The 17229-nt window shown below is 62.9% G+C and carries 21 protein-coding genes; 10 read left to right on the plus strand and 11 right to left on the minus strand.

The features are described 5' to 3' along the window. Positions 1-64: 64 nt before the first annotated feature. Positions 65-748 (plus strand): autotransporter outer membrane beta-barrel domain-containing protein, encoded by a 684-nt coding sequence (locus tag VEJ16_07485; GenBank protein HYB09495.1) that lies wholly within the window; start codon positions 65-67, stop codon positions 746-748. A 429-nt stretch (positions 749-1177) separates the two neighbouring features. Here the strand turns inward: VEJ16_07485 and VEJ16_07490 are convergent, their stop codons facing one another. The 5 genes from VEJ16_07490 to VEJ16_07510 all read right to left on the minus strand — a co-directional run bounded on the left by VEJ16_07490 (position 1178) and on the right by VEJ16_07510 (position 3712). Further along, positions 1178-1822, minus strand: a complete 645-nt coding sequence (locus VEJ16_07490) for a class I SAM-dependent methyltransferase (protein ID HYB09496.1) — start codon at positions 1820-1822, stop codon at positions 1178-1180. A 24-nt stretch (positions 1823-1846) separates the two neighbouring features. Further along, positions 1847-2122, minus strand: coding sequence for a lipid-A-disaccharide synthase N-terminal domain-containing protein (locus VEJ16_07495; GenBank protein ID HYB09497.1), 276 nt, complete (start codon positions 2120-2122; stop codon positions 1847-1849). 3 nt (positions 2123-2125) lie between these two features. Beyond that, on the minus strand, positions 2126-2893 hold the full coding sequence (locus tag VEJ16_07500) for a glycosyltransferase family 2 protein (protein ID HYB09498.1): 768 nt from the start codon (positions 2891-2893) through the stop codon (positions 2126-2128). A 126-nt stretch (positions 2894-3019) separates the two neighbouring features. Further along, positions 3020-3238, minus strand: a complete 219-nt coding sequence (locus VEJ16_07505) for a DUF1289 domain-containing protein (protein ID HYB09499.1) — start codon at positions 3236-3238, stop codon at positions 3020-3022. Between the two features lie 45 nt (positions 3239-3283). After that, the gene (locus tag VEJ16_07510) at positions 3284-3712 is read right to left on the minus strand and encodes a hypothetical protein (GenBank protein HYB09500.1); all 429 of its coding nucleotides are present in this window, start codon (positions 3710-3712) and stop codon (positions 3284-3286) included. Positions 3713-4012: 300 nt separating this feature from the next. On the opposite strand from VEJ16_07510, the gene VEJ16_07515 reads away from it, so the two are divergent. Further along, on the plus strand, positions 4013-4552 hold the full coding sequence (locus tag VEJ16_07515) for a cysteine hydrolase family protein (GenBank protein ID HYB09501.1): 540 nt from the start codon (positions 4013-4015) through the stop codon (positions 4550-4552). Between the two features lie 246 nt (positions 4553-4798). Further along, a complete protein-coding gene (locus tag VEJ16_07520) occupies positions 4799-6538 on the plus strand; it encodes an EAL domain-containing protein (protein ID HYB09502.1) in 1740 nt (579 codons plus the stop codon). Between the two features lie 17 nt (positions 6539-6555). On the opposite strand, the gene phaR is transcribed toward VEJ16_07520, so the two are convergent. Continuing rightward, positions 6556-7149 carry a polyhydroxyalkanoate synthesis repressor PhaR gene (gene phaR / locus VEJ16_07525; GenBank protein ID HYB09503.1) on the minus strand — a complete coding sequence of 198 codons (594 nt, stop codon included), beginning with the start codon at positions 7147-7149 and terminating at the stop codon, positions 6556-6558. A 383-nt stretch (positions 7150-7532) separates the two neighbouring features. Here phaR and VEJ16_07530 point away from each other — a divergent pair, with 383 nt between their 5' ends. The 3 genes from VEJ16_07530 (at position 7533) to phbB (ending at position 11036) form a co-directional block, all read left to right on the plus strand. Beyond that, on the plus strand, positions 7533-8864 hold the full coding sequence (locus VEJ16_07530) for an alpha/beta fold hydrolase (GenBank protein ID HYB09504.1): 1332 nt from the start codon (positions 7533-7535) through the stop codon (positions 8862-8864). Positions 8865-8904: 40 nt separating this feature from the next. Further along, entirely contained in the window at positions 8905-10080 is a 1176-nt protein-coding gene (locus VEJ16_07535) for an acetyl-CoA C-acetyltransferase (protein HYB09505.1), read from the plus strand. Positions 10081-10313: 233 nt separating this feature from the next. Beyond that, on the plus strand, positions 10314-11036 hold the full coding sequence (gene phbB / locus VEJ16_07540; protein HYB09506.1) for an acetoacetyl-CoA reductase: 723 nt from the start codon (positions 10314-10316) through the stop codon (positions 11034-11036). 162 nt (positions 11037-11198) lie between these two features. Here phbB and VEJ16_07545 read toward each other — a convergent pair whose 3' ends face one another. Both VEJ16_07545 and VEJ16_07550 read right to left on the minus strand, forming a co-directional pair. Beyond that, on the minus strand, positions 11199-12005 hold the full coding sequence (locus tag VEJ16_07545) for an anti-sigma factor (GenBank protein HYB09507.1): 807 nt from the start codon (positions 12003-12005) through the stop codon (positions 11199-11201). Beyond that, positions 12002-12583, minus strand: coding sequence for a sigma-70 family RNA polymerase sigma factor (locus VEJ16_07550; protein ID HYB09508.1), 582 nt, complete (start codon positions 12581-12583; stop codon positions 12002-12004). The genes VEJ16_07545 and VEJ16_07550 overlap by 4 nt, the downstream gene beginning before the upstream one ends. Positions 12584-12861: 278 nt before the next feature. On the opposite strand from VEJ16_07550, the gene VEJ16_07555 reads away from it, so the two are divergent. The 3 genes from VEJ16_07555 (at position 12862) to VEJ16_07565 (ending at position 14753) form a co-directional block, all read left to right on the plus strand. Next, positions 12862-13767 carry a metallophosphoesterase gene (locus tag VEJ16_07555; protein ID HYB09509.1) on the plus strand — a complete coding sequence of 302 codons (906 nt, stop codon included), beginning with the start codon at positions 12862-12864 and terminating at the stop codon, positions 13765-13767. A gap of 5 nt (positions 13768-13772) precedes the next feature. Beyond that, the gene (locus tag VEJ16_07560) at positions 13773-14147 is read left to right on the plus strand and encodes a cupredoxin domain-containing protein (GenBank protein ID HYB09510.1); all 375 of its coding nucleotides are present in this window, start codon (positions 13773-13775) and stop codon (positions 14145-14147) included. Between the two features lie 240 nt (positions 14148-14387). Next, positions 14388-14753 (plus strand): cupredoxin domain-containing protein, encoded by a 366-nt coding sequence (locus tag VEJ16_07565; protein HYB09511.1) that lies wholly within the window; start codon positions 14388-14390, stop codon positions 14751-14753. Between the two features lie 230 nt (positions 14754-14983). Here VEJ16_07565 and VEJ16_07570 read toward each other — a convergent pair whose 3' ends face one another. Genes VEJ16_07570 through gloB form a run of 3 tightly spaced genes read right to left on the minus strand, consistent with a single transcriptional unit; the run spans position 14984 to position 16854 of the window. Then, entirely contained in the window at positions 14984-15421 is a 438-nt protein-coding gene (locus VEJ16_07570) for a cupin domain-containing protein (GenBank protein ID HYB09512.1), read from the minus strand. Between the two features lie 5 nt (positions 15422-15426). Continuing rightward, positions 15427-16032: a glutathione S-transferase N-terminal domain-containing protein gene (locus tag VEJ16_07575; GenBank protein ID HYB09513.1), complete on the minus strand. Its 606-nt coding sequence runs from the start codon at positions 16030-16032 to the stop codon at positions 15427-15429. A 51-nt stretch (positions 16033-16083) separates the two neighbouring features. After that, positions 16084-16854, minus strand: a complete 771-nt coding sequence (gene gloB, locus VEJ16_07580) for a hydroxyacylglutathione hydrolase (GenBank protein HYB09514.1) — start codon at positions 16852-16854, stop codon at positions 16084-16086. A gap of 136 nt (positions 16855-16990) precedes the next feature. Between gloB and VEJ16_07585 the strand changes: the two genes are divergently transcribed. Next, positions 16991-17229 (plus strand): methyltransferase type 11 (locus VEJ16_07585; GenBank protein HYB09515.1); only part of this gene is annotated, 239 nt, incomplete at its 3' end.

Raw genomic sequence — 17229 nt, forward strand, 5'->3', positions numbered from 1 at the left:
TTCGGACTTCTCCGTTCGTGTGGATGCCCGGGTCAAGTGTTCAGCCCGGGCATGACGGGAGTGGGTGACTGTCACCTTCAACGACAACGCGGGCTTCAGCCAGATCGCCGACTACTCCATCTCGCCCTATGGCCGCTACCAGCTCGGCGATTGGTACGCGAGTGCGCTCGGCACCTTCGGGGTCGATACCTTCGACATCAAGCGCAATGTCACCTTCCCCGGCTTCGCCGAAACCGCCAAGAGCAGTCCGAACGGTCAGGTTATTGGCGTTGCCGGCGAGACCGGCTACGCCCTCCACCCGGACCTCGCGAAACCCCTCACCCTCACCCCGCTTGCCGGCTTCGCCTACACCCACCTCCACACCGACGGCTCGGTCGAAAGCGGGGCGGGGGCCGCCGATCTCGACTTCAACGGCACGAACACCGACAGCCTCACCTCCTCCTTCGGTGCGCGCGCCGCGCTCCGGCTCGAGACGGAACGGGAGGGTGTCTTCGTGCCCGAGGCGCACGGCATCTGGCAGCACGAATATCTCGACGACCGCGCCAAGGTGGGCGTTGCCTTCGCCGACACGCCGGGCGGCCGGTTCACCGTCGTAAGCTCCCGCTTCGGAGCCGACACGGGCCTCTTGGGCGTGGGCGTCACCAACGAGTGGAGCCGGGACGTGAGCCTCTTCGTCAATTACGACGCCCAGCTCCAGAGCAATTTCACAAGCCACACCATTTCGGCGGGGTTGCGGGTGAAGTTCTAGGCAAGCCCGTCATCGTGGATGCCCGAACACGTGGATGGCCGGGTCAAGCCCGGCCATGACGAATGGAGGCGAACCGACCGCCACCCACTCCCGTCATGCCCGGGCTTGACCCGGGCATCCATGTCCTTGGCGGTGCCATTCGCAAGGCGTGGAAGCGCGGGTCAAGCCCGCGCATGACGAGAATAGAGAAGCGCGTCAAATCCCGCGCGACCACGGGGCCTCACCCTTCGATACGGCGCTGCGCACCTCCTCATGGTGAGGACATTAGAGATAAAATAATCCTCATGGTGAGGAGGCTGCCGGCGCGCTTCGCGCGCCTTCTTCTGCGTCACGCAAAAAAAGGCAGCCGTCTCGAACCATGAGGGCGCGCGCCTCACCCTTCGATACGGCGCTGCGCACCTCCTCAGGGTGAGGACATTTAGTGAAACCTCACGCCGAAGTGGGCGCCGAGCCGATGGACGGGCGAAGGGCGCGCAGGCGCCAGCTATTGCCGGAGGCACGGTGGTTGACGAACACCTCGTCGAGGGATTGCCACGGCCCCTCGTCGAGGGCGGTCCAAAGCGCGTTCATTTTGTCGTCTCGACTCCCGCCTTCGAGGACGGCACGGGTGATCGAGAGGATCAGCACGCCATCCGGGGCGAGGAACGTGGCATAGCGATGCAGTTCCTCGAGGGGATCTTCGATGAAATAGGCGACCTCATTGAAAAGGATCGAATTGAACAAAACGCCTGCCGGTGGCGTGAAGGTTTCCGCCGAGGCGTGAACGAAGGTTGTAACGGAAGGGTCCGCCCTTGCCGCTTCGATGGCGGCTGCCGAAAAATCGACGCCCATGTAGGACGTAACGCGCGTGCGGTCGAGCAAGTGGAAAAGCTGCCCCGCACCGCAGCCGATGTCGAGTACCGCCCCCGGGCCGAAGAGATGGACGTAGAGGGCCGCGACCGCAAGGCGCGCTTGCTCGCGAGGCTCGGTCAGATACGTCCATCGCCCGGCCCGATAATCCCGATCCCAATCGGCGGGGTCGCGCGTGACCTTCGCCCGTGTCGTCTTGTCATTCCTTCCGGATTTGACGGCCATCCCCAAGCCCCGCGAATGCTTCGATCAGGCGGCGACCTCACGCTTGCCGCGATTGATCAGATAGAGGTTGCGGAAATAGACGACAAAGCCGCATGCCTGGCCGAGTGTGAACGGCCAGCTTTGGATATGGATCGCATAGACAAGGCTGACCGCCGCCCCCGCGATGCTGAAATACCAGAACGGCATGGGAATGACGCTCTGACGCTTGCGCTCGCTCGCAATCCATTGCACGACGAAGCGCGTGAAGAACATGCCCTGACCAACGAAACCCACAGCCATCCAAATCTTATCCGCCAACATTCCTCACTCCTCGCAATCGATGGTCGCCGTGGCCGGACGCCGCATCAGCCAATAGACGCCGAGCAGGTCGACGATTCCGGTCAGCAGCCGATTCCGCAATCCGTATTTCGATTGACCGGAGAGCCGCGCGCGGTCCGCCACGTCGATGAAATCCACCTCGCCGCCGTCGCGCTGAATGAGGGCGGGCAGGAAGCGATGACTGTGATCGAAGCGCGGCAGGCGCAGGAACGAATCGCGCCGGCAAAGCTTGAGCCCGCATCCGGTGTCGGGCGTGCGATCGCTGAGCACGCCGCTGCGGATCTTATTCGCAACGATCGAGGACCAGCGCTTGAGCCGGGTATCCCGCCGCCGCCAGCGCACGCCCGCGACCATGCGCAGTGCTGGCCGCGCGGATTGGGCCGCCATTCGCTCGATGAGGCGCGGAATGTCGGCAGGATCGTTCTGGCCGTCGCCGTCGAACATCACAAGCCAATCCCCCGCCGCCGCGTCGACCGCGGACCAAAGTGCGACACTCTTGCCGCGGTTCTCGCGATGGCGCACCACGCGAAGATTGTCATGGCGCGCTTGCGCGGCGCGCAGGCGCTCGGGCGTGCGGTCGGTGCTCGCGTCGTCGCAATAGACGACTTCGAACGACTCTCCAAGGCGCTCCATCACGGGATAGAGTTCCGCGACCACGGGATCGATGTTGTCTTCTTCGTTATAGACCGTGATAGCGACGGAATATTTCGGCTTTATCGGTTCGGCGTTCGCCCGCATATCGGCACTGCTCATGCGCACTCCATGGCCGGGAAAGAGGCGCCCCGGCCGACTGAAAGCGGCCTCCTTCTAACCTTTTTGGGGACCGATCTCAACCGAGCCGGCGGGCGATTCGATGGTACGCCAGCAAACGATAGCGGGCTATTTGGCGCTTTCTCTGAGGCGCGCCACGATCGCGGCGCGCTCGCGCGGCGAGAGGCCGGACCACGCCGCGATCTCCGCGATCGTGCGACGGCAGCCGAGGCAACGGCCGGTCGCGGGATCGAGGCGGCAGACGCCGATGCACGGCGAGAGGGTGTCGCCGACCGGCCCTGCGGCACCGGCCCGACTGTCATCCTCGGAGGCGTCGTCGGTCGTCATCGGCGCGCACTATGGCGGAATGACCGAATTCCCGCAACGTCGTGCTCAGACGTGAAGGTCGACCCCGGCAGCGCCGTTGTTGTGAATCGCGACGGCGTTCAGCACGTCGCGGTAAGCGGCAATGCCCGCCGGATGCGGGTCGATATAGACGCCCTCCGAGAGACCCTCCTGCGTGAATTGCTGGGCGAGGAAGGTGCTGGCTTGAAGTGGCGTCGGAGGGCCGCTATCTGCCGCGCTCGGAATCGCGGCATTGAATGTCGGCGGCGCCTTGCCGGCGAGATTGGCGGCGTCGCTGCCTGCGTCGTCGACGTCGAGAATTTGAAACGGGGGAACGTGGCTGGCGCCCGCATCGTAAGTCGCGGCAAACGCACTCGAGCGATCCAGACCCTCGGTCGCATTCGGCCGCGTCCGTTCCGGTGCCGCTTGCGGAAGCGGTGCGAGGAAAAGCGCTCTCGATGCCGGTTGCGTCGCCAATCCACAATCCTCTCAAAGACTATATTACAAAAACTTTAGACAAATACAAGTGAAGAAAATAAGTTAACAGAAAAAATCACGTCATAGTTAATTTTTATTAACAACGACAAAGTATATTTCCGAAATTTCCGGGCCTTTACAGTGATTTTCCTGTTTGCTGAAGGAAATCGCCATGCCGACAGTGGCTGCGGCGATATCGGCGCGCAGGATTGTGTCACGTCCATGAGCTATGCGCTGAAGCGGACTGGACAGGGCCGCCGATCCGCCTTAGAGAGGTGACGCATTCTGGCGGTCCGACAAATGAAGAGTGCACTCGTCATCATCGACCTGCAGCAGGGGTCGTTCACATCGGCGACGCCAAAGCACGACGCCGTCGGCCTTGTCAGACGGCTCAATGGCTTGGCCAGCACCGTTCGTTCGAAGAACGGGGCGGTTGTGTTCGTTCAGCACGACGGACCGCGGGGCGATCCGCATCACCCGGACGAGCCCGGGTGGCGTCTTCTTCCCGACCTCGATTTTCGCCCTGGCGACACGGTGATCCGGAAATCCTCGTGCGATGCCTTTCTGAACACAAGCCTCGAGGATTTTCTTCGCTCGAAGGGCATCGAGCGGCTCATTCTCGCGGGATGCGCCACGGACTACTGCGTGGACACCACGGTCCGCAGTGCGCTCGCGCGGAGCTATCCGACGATCGTTCCGGCGGACGGCCATACCACGTCGAACAGGCTCCATCTGACCGCCGAGAAAATCATCGAGCATCACAATGCGATCTGGGCGGATTTCATCGCCCCCGCGGGGCCAGCGACGGTTTGCCCGTGCGCTGCCGTGCCGCTTGCCTGAGCTCGAATGCTTGGCGAATGCGCACGGCGGGTATCGCGTCGTTCGTCATCGACCATTAACCATGCATGCTATGGATAGGTGTGCTTGCGTCAACCTCTCCGCACGGCAAAACGCGCCGTTGCGGGCTTTTTTAATCAATCCTTAAGAGCCCCGGCCCTATCGTCGATATCGGATATTCATCCGGTGTCCCCGACACCCCGGCGTCCAATTAGGACAGTGCCGCCCTTCAGGTAGGAGTCGAGCTCAATGCAGGACGCATTGCGCGCAACAGGCGAAGAAGACGGGGAACTGATCCGGCTCAAGGCGGCACTCGCGGCCTCGGGCGATATTCTCTACACATGGGATCTGGCAACCGACCGGCTTACCTGGATAGAAGGGGCTGCGGCGGCCCTCGGGATCGCCAGCCTCGAATCGGCCATGTCCGGCGAGGGCTTCGAACGCCGTCTCAACCCCGAGGACATTCCTGCCCGGCGCATGGCGCTTGCCAACCACATGGCGACGCGCGAGCGCTATGAATGCGAATTTCGCGTGCGTGCGGACGACGGTGAGTTCCATTGGGTGCACGATCGAGGGGCTGCGGATTTCGACCGCAACGGCGTTTCCTTGCGCATGCACGGCATCCTGCGCATCGTCACGGCACGGCGCGAGGCGCAGGCGCGTCTCGAACGCCTGGCAAGTCACGACGATCTGACCGGCCATTATAACCGCCAGCGATTGCGCGAGGCGCTGAACCAGGCGCTCGTCTACGCAGCACGCTACGACGTGAGTGGGGCCTATTTCGTCATCGGCATCGATCGGTTGGCCCTCCTCAACGAGGTCTACGATCCGGCGACCGTCAATCGCGTGATCGTCGAGGTCGGAAACCGGCTCGACTCCTGCTTACGCGCGAGCGATGCGATCGGCCGGACCGGCGACGACAGCTTTGGCGCCGTACTTCCCCAATGCGGCGAAGTGGAAGTCCCCGTCGCGGCCGAGAAGATTCTCGAATGTGTGCGGGCACACCCCGTCGAGACGGCTTCGGGGGCCATTCACGTGACCGTCTCGCTCGGCTGCGTCACGTTTCCCGCCGATGCCCGCACGGTGCACGATGCGATCGCCAAATGCGAGCTCGCACTTCACGCAGCACAACAAACCGGGGTCGACAACTTCGTCTGCTACCGCTCGACACCGGCGGAGCGGGACAATCACCGCCGACAACTCGGCATCCTCGACGAGGTTCAGTCGGCGCTCAAGGCAGGGCGGCTGGTTTTTGCCTATCAACCGATCGTGACGGCGTCGACCCACGCGGTCGCCTATTACGAGTGCCTCATGCGGCTCGAGCGCGAAAACGGCACTCTTGCCCCCGCGGCGGATTTCATTCCGGTCGTCGAACGCCTCGGCCTCATACGCTCGATCGACCGACGCGCCCTTGAACTCGTGATCGCCGATCTCGCCCTCCATCGCCACGTGAGCCTTGCCGTCAACGTCTCGAGCATCACGATCTTCGACCGCTCGTGGCTTCGCCTGCTCACCTCGCTTGTCAAGGGCAGACCCGACATCGCCGAACGGCTCCTTGTCGAAATCACGGAGACGGTGGCGATTCCCGATATCGAGGAGATGGCGCGTTTCGTTCGAGCGCTCCGCGACCTCGGCTGCAAGGTCGCCCTCGACGATTTCGGCGCCGGCTATACCTCGTTCCGGCACTTGAAGGCTCTCACGGTGGACATCGTGAAGATCGATGGCGCTTTCGTGCGCAAGCTCTCGGAGAATTTCGACAATCAGCTTTTCATCCGTACCCTGATCGGCCTCGCCGAGGGGTTCGGTCTGGGTGCTGTCGCGGAATGCGTCGAGACGGAAGCGGATGCGCGCCTGCTGGAGGCCGAGGGGGTCGCCTATCTACAGGGCTGGCACTTCGGCAAGCCGATTGTCGACCCGGACTGGCGGATTCAAAGATCGCGTGTCGAGATCGGCCACTCCGAATCGGACTATCGTCGGCTTCAGGCGTAACCCGTAGAGGCCCGGCCTCAGCCCTTGCCGCTCTTGCCGAGTTCCTCGAGCTGGCGCTGCAGCGCATCGATTTTGCCGCGCAGCTCCTCGAGCTTGGTCGCTTCGCCGTCCTCCGCTTCCTTCGTCTTCGCTTGATCGCTGGCTTCGCCCGAGAAGGGCGTGAACATCTTCATGGCGCGTTCCATCATCGACACGTTCTGGCGGCTCAGCTCCTCGAGCGAGCCGAAGGGGAAGAAACCGTCGAATGCGCCTTTCATGTAAGTGCGGAACTTCTCCTGGTTCTGGGCGAACGCCTTCATGCTCGATTCGAGATAGCGCGGCAGCATGCCGCCGAGGCTATCGCCGTAGAAGCCGATGAGCTGGCGCAGGAAACTGATCGGCAGGAGGGCCTGGCCTTTGGCCTCCTCCTCGACGATGATCTGCGTCAGAACGGAGCGCGTAATATCCTCGCCAGTCTTGGCGTCGTAGACGACGAAATCCTTGTTTTGTTTTACCATCAGACACAAGTCGTCCAGCGTTACGTAACTGCTGGTCGCCGTGTTGTAGAGGCGCCGGTTGGCGTATTTCTTGATTGTGATCGGTGTTTGAGCGCCGTCGTCCGTTCCAGCCATGTTCGCGCCACTTGCAGGAATTTGGAACTTGTCTCGCCGGGGCCAGTATAATTCTATTTATGCTGCAGCGCGCAAGATTCTTGATGTCCGCGTACAATGCGCAAAGCGCCTCAGCGAGGGTTGCGTCACTGGCCGCGGATGAGGTGGTTCGTTATACTCGAAACCGATGTCAGAGCCGTCCGAACTCGAGCGTCTGGTCCGTCGCTATCTCGATCTTTGGCAGGAACAGTGGGCGGCAATGGCTGCCGACCCGGAGCTGGCGGACGCGTTCGCACGCTGGTTCGCGGCCTGGAACCAGGCCGGTGGTGCGATGTTCGCCGGATTGATGCCCGGCATCAACCAGTTTTCGCCGCGGGATTTTCCCTCGACTGCGGATGGGGGTCATGGCGGATCGTCAGAGGAGCGACGCGAAAACCGGGGTCGATCGGACCGCTCGCCGACGCCTCGGGCCGCGTCCGCTGGAACTTCATCTGGGGACGGCAGCGTGGACGTGGCTGAGCTCGCGCGGCGCCTTGCCGCTCTTGATGAACGGCTCGCTGCCGTGGAGGCCGGAACTGCTGCCGGCGGCGACAGAGCTTCGAAGAAACCTCGACGCCGTCGCACCTGACGCCTTCGCTCGCGCGCTCGACCGTGAAATCAACCATCGCCTGGAGCGTTATCTGGCAGGCGTGGAACGCTACCGCCACCATCCCTACCACCGCGATCTGACGCCAGCGCCAACGATCTGGACCGATGGTGCTACCCGCCTTCTCGATTTTGGCGTCGGCGAGGCTGGGCGTGCTAAGGGCCGGCGAAAGGCTCTGCCGATTGCACTTTTCGTCCCCTCCCTGGTCAACCGTGCCTATATTCTCGATCTCGCGGAAGGCAACAGCTTTCTGCGCTGGGTCGCTGCTCACGGTATTCGCCCGCTCCTCGTCGATTGGGGAAGGCCCGGCGAGATCGAACGCGGCTTCGATCTCGGCGATTTCATCGCAGGCCGGCTCGAGCGCGCGCTCGACGTCGCCATAAGGCTTGCGCGCGGCCCGGTGGGAGTTGCTGGCTATTGTATGGGCGGCAATCTCGCCCTCGCCCTCGCGCACCGTCGGCCGCGCGATGTCGCAGCCCTCGCCCTCCTCGCGACGCCGTGGGATTTTCACGCCGACCGGCCCGAGCTTGCGCGCGCGATTGCCGCATTCTCGGTGCCGCTTCTCGCCCTCGCCGACCGCCTCGGCGAGCTTTCGACCGACATCCTCCAAGCGCTGTTTTACTTGCTCGATCCTTATCTGGCGCCGCGCAAATTCCTTCGCTTTGCGGAATTCGAGCCGGGCTCGGCGCGCGAGCTCGCGTTCGTCGCTCTCGAAGATTGGCTCAATGACGGTGTGCCACTGCCGGCCAAAGTCGCACGCGAATGCCTCGTCGGTTGGTATGGCGATAACACGCCCGGCAACGGCACTTGGCGCGTTGCGGGCGAGATCGTCGATCCGCGCGAGATTGCATGCCCGACGTTGATCCTGGTCCCCTCGCAGGATCGGATCGTGCCGCCAGCTTCGGCGGACGCCTTGGCGCGGCTTATTCCCGGCGCCGACCGGATGCAGCCGAATCTCGGCCATATCGGGATGATGGTGAGTGCTGGGGCCGAGGCGGGCGCTTGGCGGCCGATTGCCGATTGGCTCGTCCCAAGGCTCCGCCGCCCTTCCTTGCCTTCGCAGGTGCAACAGCCATATAAACACGAATAGATTAGGGGAGCAGTTCGCACCGACTGAGGAGGATCATTCCATGAACGACGTCGTTATTGCCGCCGCAGCGCGGACCGCGATTGGCGCCTTCAACGGCGCTTTGAGCAGCGTGTCGGCATCCTATCTTGGCACGATCGCAATCCGCGAAGCGCTTAAGCGCGCGAAGGTCGAAACGGGCGAGGTCGACGAAGTGATCATGGGTCAGATCCTTACCGCCGCCACCGGCCAGAACCCGGCTCGCCAAGCCGCCATCGCGGCCGGCATCCCGGTCGAAAAAACGGCTTACGCCGTCAATCAGCTCTGCGGCTCCGGGCTGCGCACGGTGGCACTCGGCTATCAGGCGATCAAAGTCGGCGATAGCGGGATCGTGGTTGCCGGTGGACAGGAAAGCATGAGCCAAGCGCCCCACTGCGCTCATTTGCGCAATGGCGTGCGGATGGGCAATTTTGAGTTCGTCGACACGATGATCAAGGACGGCCTTTGGGATGCCTTCAACGGCTACCACATGGGCAATACGGCCGAAAACGTCGCCCAGAAATGGCAGATCACCCGCGAGCAGCAGGACAACTTCGCGCTCGCCTCCCAGCAGAAGGCGGAAGCGGCACAGAAGTCCGGACGATTCAAGGACGAGATCGTCCCCGTGACGATCAAGGGTCGCAAGGGCGACACAGTGGTCGACGCCGACGAATATCCGAAGCACGGCACGACCCTCGACGCCCTTCAGAAGCTGCGTCCTGCTTTCGACAAGAACGGCTCGGTCACCGCCGGCAACGCCAGCGGAATTAACGACGGTGCTGCGGCTCTCGTCCTGATGACCGACAAGGAAGCCGCCAAACGGGGGATCAAGCCCCTCGCCAGGATCGTCTCCTGGGCCACCGCCGGCGTCGATCCGGCGATCATGGGTTCGGGCCCAATTCCCGCAAGCCGCATGGCCCTCAAACGCGCGGGCTGGTCGAAGGACGATCTCGACCTCATCGAAGCGAACGAGGCGTTCGCGGCCCAGGCTTGCGCCGTCAACAAGGACCTCGGTTGGGACACCAGCAAGGTCAACGTCAATGGCGGCGCCATTGCGCTTGGCCATCCGATTGGGGCTTCCGGTGGCCGCGTGTTGACCACGCTCCTCTTCGAGATGCAGAAGCGCAACGCCAAGCGCGGCCTCGCGACACTCTGCATCGGCGGGGGGATGGGCATCGCCATGTGCGTCGAGCGCGGCTGACGGCTCATCCCTCGGACAGGCGATCTCGAATTCCATGCTTCCGACGGGGCGGTCATCGCGACCGCCCCTTTCGATGCCGCATGCGTCAGCCAAGCGATGGGAGGCCCAATCGACCGCACGGCACATTTTTTCTGAACGAGGTGTCGTCATCCCGCGATGGGCCCGCCGCTTTCGGGCGGCTGCTTTTTGTGGTTTCATCGTCCAAGGGCAAACGATCGGATAGGGAGGGGTAAATGGCACGCGTTGCGGTTGTGACGGGCGGGACGCGCGGCATCGGCCGGGCGATCTCCGAGGGGCTTAAGAATGCCGGGTACAAGGTCGCCGCGAATTACGTGGGAGACGACGTCAAGGCCCAGAAGTTCAACAGCGAGACCGGCATTGCGGCATACAAATTCGACGTCGGCGACTACCCCTCCTGCGAGGCCGCCGTGAAGCGCATCGAGGAAGAGATCGGTCCGATCGATATTCTGGTCAACAACGCCGGAATCACACGGGACAGCGTGCTCCATCGTATGACCCCGGATCAATGGGCGGCGGTAATCTCCACCAACCTCACGTCGTGCTTCAATATGTGCCGGGTCGTGATCGAGGGTATGCGTGCGCGAAGCTTCGGACGCATCGTGAATATCGGGTCGGTGAACGGGCAGGCGGGCCAATACGGTCAGGTCAACTACGCGGCAGCGAAGTCGGGCATTCATGGCTTTACCAAAGCGCTCGCCCAGGAAGGGGCTGCCAAGGGAATCACGGTGAACGCCATCGCACCCGGCTATATCGATACCGAGATGGTCCGCGCCGTGCCGCCAAATGTGCTGGAAAAAATCGTGGCGCGCATTCCGATCGGCCGTCTCGGCCACGCCGAGGAAATCGCACGCGGCGTGTTGTTCCTTGTTTCGGACGACGCAGGTTTCATCACGGGATCGACGATTTCAATCAACGGCGGCCAGCACATGTATTGAGCGCAGGCGCGGCCACCGGCCCGCCGAACGCGCGACGGCGGGCCGCGCCATCGCCCAGTCGCTCGCGCGACTATGGTTTGGTCGCTGCCGCAAGTAGGCTCTCGTCGCTCGCGCGACTATGGTTTGGTCGCTGCCGCAAGTAGGCTCTCGTCGCTCGCGCGACTATGGTTTGGTCGCTGCCGCTCCGGGCTCAGGCGAGGGCTCGGTCGCTTGGAAGCGATCACAGAATTCGCGGAAGGCGCCGCTCGCAACGTCTGAAATCGCCCAATAGGTCATCGAACCGTCCGACCATTCGGCTATGTTTTCGCCGCGGTGCACGCTCGTGCGGATCGGGCGCGCGCTGCCCTCGCTCGGCCAGATGAAGAGCGTGAGGACATGTTTCTGATAATGATAGATCAGGGCAGCCACGGTGCGCCCGCCGATGTAATCGACGCGGCCGCCCACAAGCGCGAAGCCGTAGGCGGTGAGATCCTTGACCGGAACGCCGAAATCCAATCTGGCGTCGAGCCAGGGCTTGACGGTGTGCTGATCCGTGGAAACCACGTCGATGAGGCGGTTGTCGGACTGCATCGCACGGACATGGCTCGCAAAGACTTCGTCCGCGGTCGCAGCGGAACCGTTGGGCCCCGTGTAATAATAAGTGAGCGCCGAACTCAACCCGGCTACCAGGACGAGGGATGCCGCGATGCGGAGCCACTCGCGCGGCGCCTGGCGCCGCGAGGTGCGGCCCGGAAACGCAACGACAGCCTCCTGCGCCAACTCCTCACGGATTGCTTGGTGAAGGGCCAAGGGTGCTGCGTGATACTCGAGCCGCTCGCGCATGACTTTGCCGAGTGCACGCCGGCTCTCAAGCTCGGCCTGGCAACTCGGGCAGGTCGCGAGGTGCGCTTCGAGTTCGAGACTCCGCTCGACCCCGAGCTCGCCATCGGCGTATGCATCGATCAGCGCACGTGCCTCCAGGCAATTCATCGCGCCACTCCGGCTCCGGTCGTTCCGTCAAGCTCAGCGCGCCGGCTCAGGATCTTTTGCTGCAGGAGCGCGCGCGCGCGCGAAAGGCGCGACATGACGGTACCAATCGGGATTTTAGCGATTTCGCTGATCTCCTTGTAGCTCAACTCCTCGATCTCCCGCAGGATCAGGATTTCTCGATAATCGGTCGGAAGCTCCTGGAGCCCCTCGTGGAGCAGCTTGCGGTCGGCCTTTTCGATCAGGTGGGCTTCGGGTGACGGCATCCCGTGCCCGGCCGCCTCGAGTGCGCGCTCGTGCTCCGGGTTCAGCCGTCCCTCGTCATCCTCGCTCATCGATTCCGTCTTCGGCCGACTCTTGATCCAACTGTAGCAGCCGTTCCTTACGATACTCAGCAACCATGCCTTGGCGTTTCCGCCGTGAAAGCCATCGAAATATTTGAAGGCCCGAAGAATCGCCTCCTGGGTCACGTCGTGGGCGTCCTCGCTTCCCCTCAACAGCCAGCGCGCCAAATTGTACGCGGCATCCAGATGAGGAAGCATTTCGCGCTCGAACCGAGCCCGCTTGCTGTCGCCTGGCATGCCCTTATCGTCTCCACCTGTCACAAATATACCCAAAATCGCCGTGATTTATTCCCGGCCGGGCGGGGCTTTATTAGCACCGAACACGCTTCCGTGAAGCGGGAATTTTTCGGCGGCCCCTCAGGTCATCCCCTTATCGATCGGCCTTGGGCCGGTTTGCCCGCCGAACGTTCACCCCTGGGTCGAGGGTGGGTCCCGAGTTGGAGCCGGCACGCCGCTCCTTATCCCGGGACTCGTCCGAGATTGACAGGAACGGCAGCAGAATCAAGGAGACGGCTATGACAGCCAATATCTCGAAACGCGACTTTCTGAAGTTGGCCGGCGTGGGCGGCGGCGCTGTATTCGCCTCGTCCTTGCCCGGCTATGTGTCGAGCGCCGCCGCGGCGGAAAAAGGCGAATTCTACTTCGTGCAGCTCTCGGATACCCACTGGGGCTTCACCGGCGACAAGGTCAATCCGGACCCGAAGGGCACGCTCCCCAAGGCGATTGACGCAGTCAATGCGCTGCCGGAAAAGCCGGACTTCATCGTCTTCACGGGCGACATCACCCACACGACCGACGACGACAAGGAACGCGACCGCCGCATGGTCGAGGCCAAGGAGATCATCATCAAGGGTCTCAAGGGTCACCGGATCTACTTCCTCGCCGGCGAGCACGACGCCTCCCTCGACAATGGCGCGGCCTTCAAGAAGCACTTCCACAAGACCACTTACTATTCGTTCAACCACAAGGGCGTGCACTTCATCGCGATCGACAACGTCTCCGATCCGAAGGCGATGATCGGCGAAAAGCAGCTTGCCTGGCTCGCCGCCGATCTCAAGAAGGTCAAGAAGAACCAGCAAATCGTGGTCTTCACGCACCGCCCGCTCTTCGACCTAGCGGCCGATTGGGACTGGGCCACGCCGGACGGCCAGAAGGCGATCGATATGCTGATGCCATTCCCGCACGTGACGGTTTTCTATGGCCACATCCACCAGGAAAACCATTACATGACGGATCACATCGCCCATCACGCGGCAAAAGGCCTGATGTTCCCGCTGCCAGTCGCGCATTCCGTGCCGAAGAAGGCGCCAATTCCGTGGGATCCCGCGGCCCCCTATAAAGGCCTCGGCTTCCGCGGGGTCGAAGACCAGCTCAAGCAAGCGGAGATCGAGATCATCGAATTCCCCGTGGTGAAGGCCTAGGGGCCATGACGATCGGGGCACGACGAATTGCGGTCGGTCTCGCCAGCATCGTCACCTTCGCCGCCATCGCGGCGGCGACGGCGACGGTGGGGGCCGCACCCGAGCCGCAAGTCATCAAATTGTCGGTGAAGAAGTTCGAATACAGCGTAAAGCAAATCACCGTCAAAAAGGGCACGCCCGTGGTGATCGAGATTACAAGTCAGGATCGGCAGCACGGCTTCAGCCTGCCGGACTTCAACGTGCGCGCCGACGTCAATCCGGGACAGGTGGCGCGCGTTACCTTCACGCCGGACAAGTCGGGCGAGTTCGATTATCTCTGCGACATCTTCTGCGGCGATGGGCATGAGGATGTGAACGGAAAGCTCGTCGTCGAGGAGTAACGGTTCCCCAGGGTCCGCTTCGGCGCTCGCTGTCTCGATTGCGAGCCGATTCCAGGTGTGCATATCCGCTCCCCCGCTATGCTTACGCGGATGTCGGGGTGGACCCAAAAAAGAAGCCCTCGCCTCCCCCGGGCGAGGGCTTCACTTTTTGCCGCCTGGGAATTTTTTGCCCCTTCCCGCGGTTCAATAGTCATTGGGCAGGCCGCGTCCCCGTGGGACCTTTGAATGGAGTAGCCGAGCATGATTCGACGCATTCCGACCGCGCTGACCGGTGCAGCAGCCTTTGTTGCGATTGCCGCCGCGGCGGCGACCGTGGGCGCCGCCCCTGCACCGCAAGTCGTCAAGATGACGGTGAAGAAGTTCGCGTACAGTGTGACGGAGATCCACGCCAAGAAGGGCGTGCCGCTCGTAATCGAGATCACGTCGCAGGACCGGCTCCACGGTTTCAGTATCCCGGATTTCGGCGTACGCGGCGACGTCAACAAGGGCAAGGTCACGAAAATCGCCTTCACGCCGGACAAGGCCGGCACCTTCGAATATCTTTGCGACATCTTCTGCGGCGATGGACACGGCGACGTGAACGGCAAGTTGATCGTCGAGGAATAGCACTTCGCGACATCCACGGCGCCGCGATGAGGTGCCGTAGTGGGGACCGTGCCCTCTCTTTTTCCGTCGGAAGCGGGGCCGGCCGGACCTCCGGACCGAAATCCAGGGGCGAGGTCTAGTCATGCGCGTCTCGGCAATCGCATACGCCGACGCGGATCGTCGCGACAAGTGTGGCAATGCGCCTTCAAGGGACAGGAGGAGGCGAGGGCTCGATCCTACCCGACGACGTCTCAGCCTTTTGCAGGTTGCCAGCTGGGCGGCGCAAGCTCGAAGCCGGCAAAGCTGAAGGCGGGCGCTACCGTGCGCCCCACGAGGCAATAGGCGCCGAGCGGAAGCGCTCCTTGCCAAGCATAGGCGGGCACCACGACGACCGGGTTTTCGTGCCCTTCAACGTGTTGACCGAGCCGATGGGCAAGAACGCTTTCGCCGTCCCCCGATATCCGCAGTTCCAGGGTGTCGCCGGCACAGTAGTGCCAAATCTCGATGGCATCGATGCGATGCCAGTGGGAGTGTTCGCCCGCCTTCAGTAGATAATACATCTCAGTGACGGCGCCGCGGCCCCCGTCGGGCGCCTGGTCGCGGTAAATCTCGCGGTAGTGGCCGCCTTCCGGATGCGGGGCAAGGCCGAGGGCCGCGATCAACGCATCGGCCTGGGCCTGCCCCGCCATGGCGATCAATCCCGCGGCACCGTCGCCTGGATCGACGGGCGCTTGGAAAAGCGCTCATACCAGGCGGCGAGCTTGGCGCGGTCGGAACGCCAATCCTCGTGACCGAAGCGGAAATCGAGATAGCCACAGGCGCAGGCTGCCGCGATTTGGCCGATCGTGAGCGCTTCGCCCCAGCCGGCAACCAGGCGTTCGAGGGAATCCATGCCGCGTTCGACGGCCTGGGCCTGCCGGTCCATCCATTTCTTGGATTGCTGCTCGACCGGACGTTGGGTCCCTTCGAGACGACGCAAGATCGCCGCATCGAGGATGCCGTCCGCGAGCGATTGGAGCTTGAGCGATTTCCAACGTTCGGGCCCGGCGGGGGGGAAAAGCTTCGCACCGTTGTGCAGACTGTCGAGATATTCGCAGATGACCGGCGAATCGTAGAGCACGTCACCCTCGTCGGTCGTGAGGGAGGGAACCTTTCCGAGCGGGTTCTCTTTGCCGATGTCCGTGTCGGGCGTCCACACGGCAGTCGGCACCCGTTCGATCCTGCTTTCAAGTCCCGTCTCATAGGCGACGGCGAGGACCTTGCGGACATATGGCGAGGCCGAAGAGTATCGCAGCTTCATGCATAACTCCTGATTTTGCGTCCGATCAAGAGCGAGGTTCAGAGCGATAGATCAAAACCGATCCTTGCGCTTTCGCACCTCGGCGAAGACAGCCACTGGATCAGCCCCCGCGAGCCCCACTTCGCGTGCGAGGTCGGGCAGATCGGCTCGCAGGAAGGGGTTCGTCTCTCTTTCCTCGGCGATGGTCGACGGCACGGTCGCCAATCCCTTGGCCCGGGCGGCGTCGACGGCGGCGGCGCGTGCGCGCAGTCTTTCATTGCCGGGCTCGACCGTCAGGGCGAAGCGCGCATTTGCCTGGGTGTATTCGTGGCCGCAATAGACGCGCGTGTCCGCGGGCAGAGCGCGAAGCTTGCCGAGGGAGCGCCACATCTCTTGCGGCGTTCCTTCGAAAAGCCGGCCGCAGCCGATCGCGAAGAGGGTATCGCCGCAAAAGACCGCTTTGCTCTCCGGGAACCAGAACGCGATATGGCCGCGGGTGTGGCCGGGAATGAAGATCACGCGCGCCTCGGCTTCTCCGAGATTCCAAGTCTCCCCGTCTTCGAGGGCGAGATCGATCATCGGGATGCGCGCTTCGTCGGCCTTCGGTCCGACCACGACAGCGCCGGTTTTTTCCTTGAGCTGCGGATTACCGCCCGTGTGGTCCCAATGATGATGCGTGTTGAGGATATGGGTCAGCGTCCAGCCGTGCTCTTCGAGCGCACGGAGGACGGGGGCCGCTTCCGACGGGTCGACCACCCCGGTCGCGGCGGTCGCGGGATCGCGAAGCAAATACGCGTAATTATCCTTGAGGCAGGGAACGAGCTTAATCTCCAGAATCGACATGGCGGAATAGCGCGCTCCGGGAGCAGGGGAGAAAGTTGGTTGGACCCTCCGCCGAAGCGTACCACAATCGGCACCCGCCGCCATCGAGCCCGGCGCATGGCACCTATGCCATCTTCCTATGTTATCCTCGCCCGTCATGGTGAGCGACGTCGTCGATCTTCACGAGTTCTACAGCTCAAGCCTCGGGCGAATGGCGCGCCGCCTGATACGCCGTCGCGTGCGTCGCATTTGGCCCTCGGTTGGGGGCCAGCGCGTGCTCGGATTTGGCTATGCGACCCCTTTTTTGCGACCCTTCCTGGGCGATGCCGAGCGAGTCATCGCCATCATGCCGGCGGCACAGGGTGTCATGCGCTGGCCGGAGGGCGAACCGAGTCT

The sequence above is a fragment of the Alphaproteobacteria bacterium genome (assembly GCA_035625915.1).
Classification (GTDB): Bacteria; Pseudomonadota; Alphaproteobacteria; order JACZXZ01; family JACZXZ01; genus DATDHA01.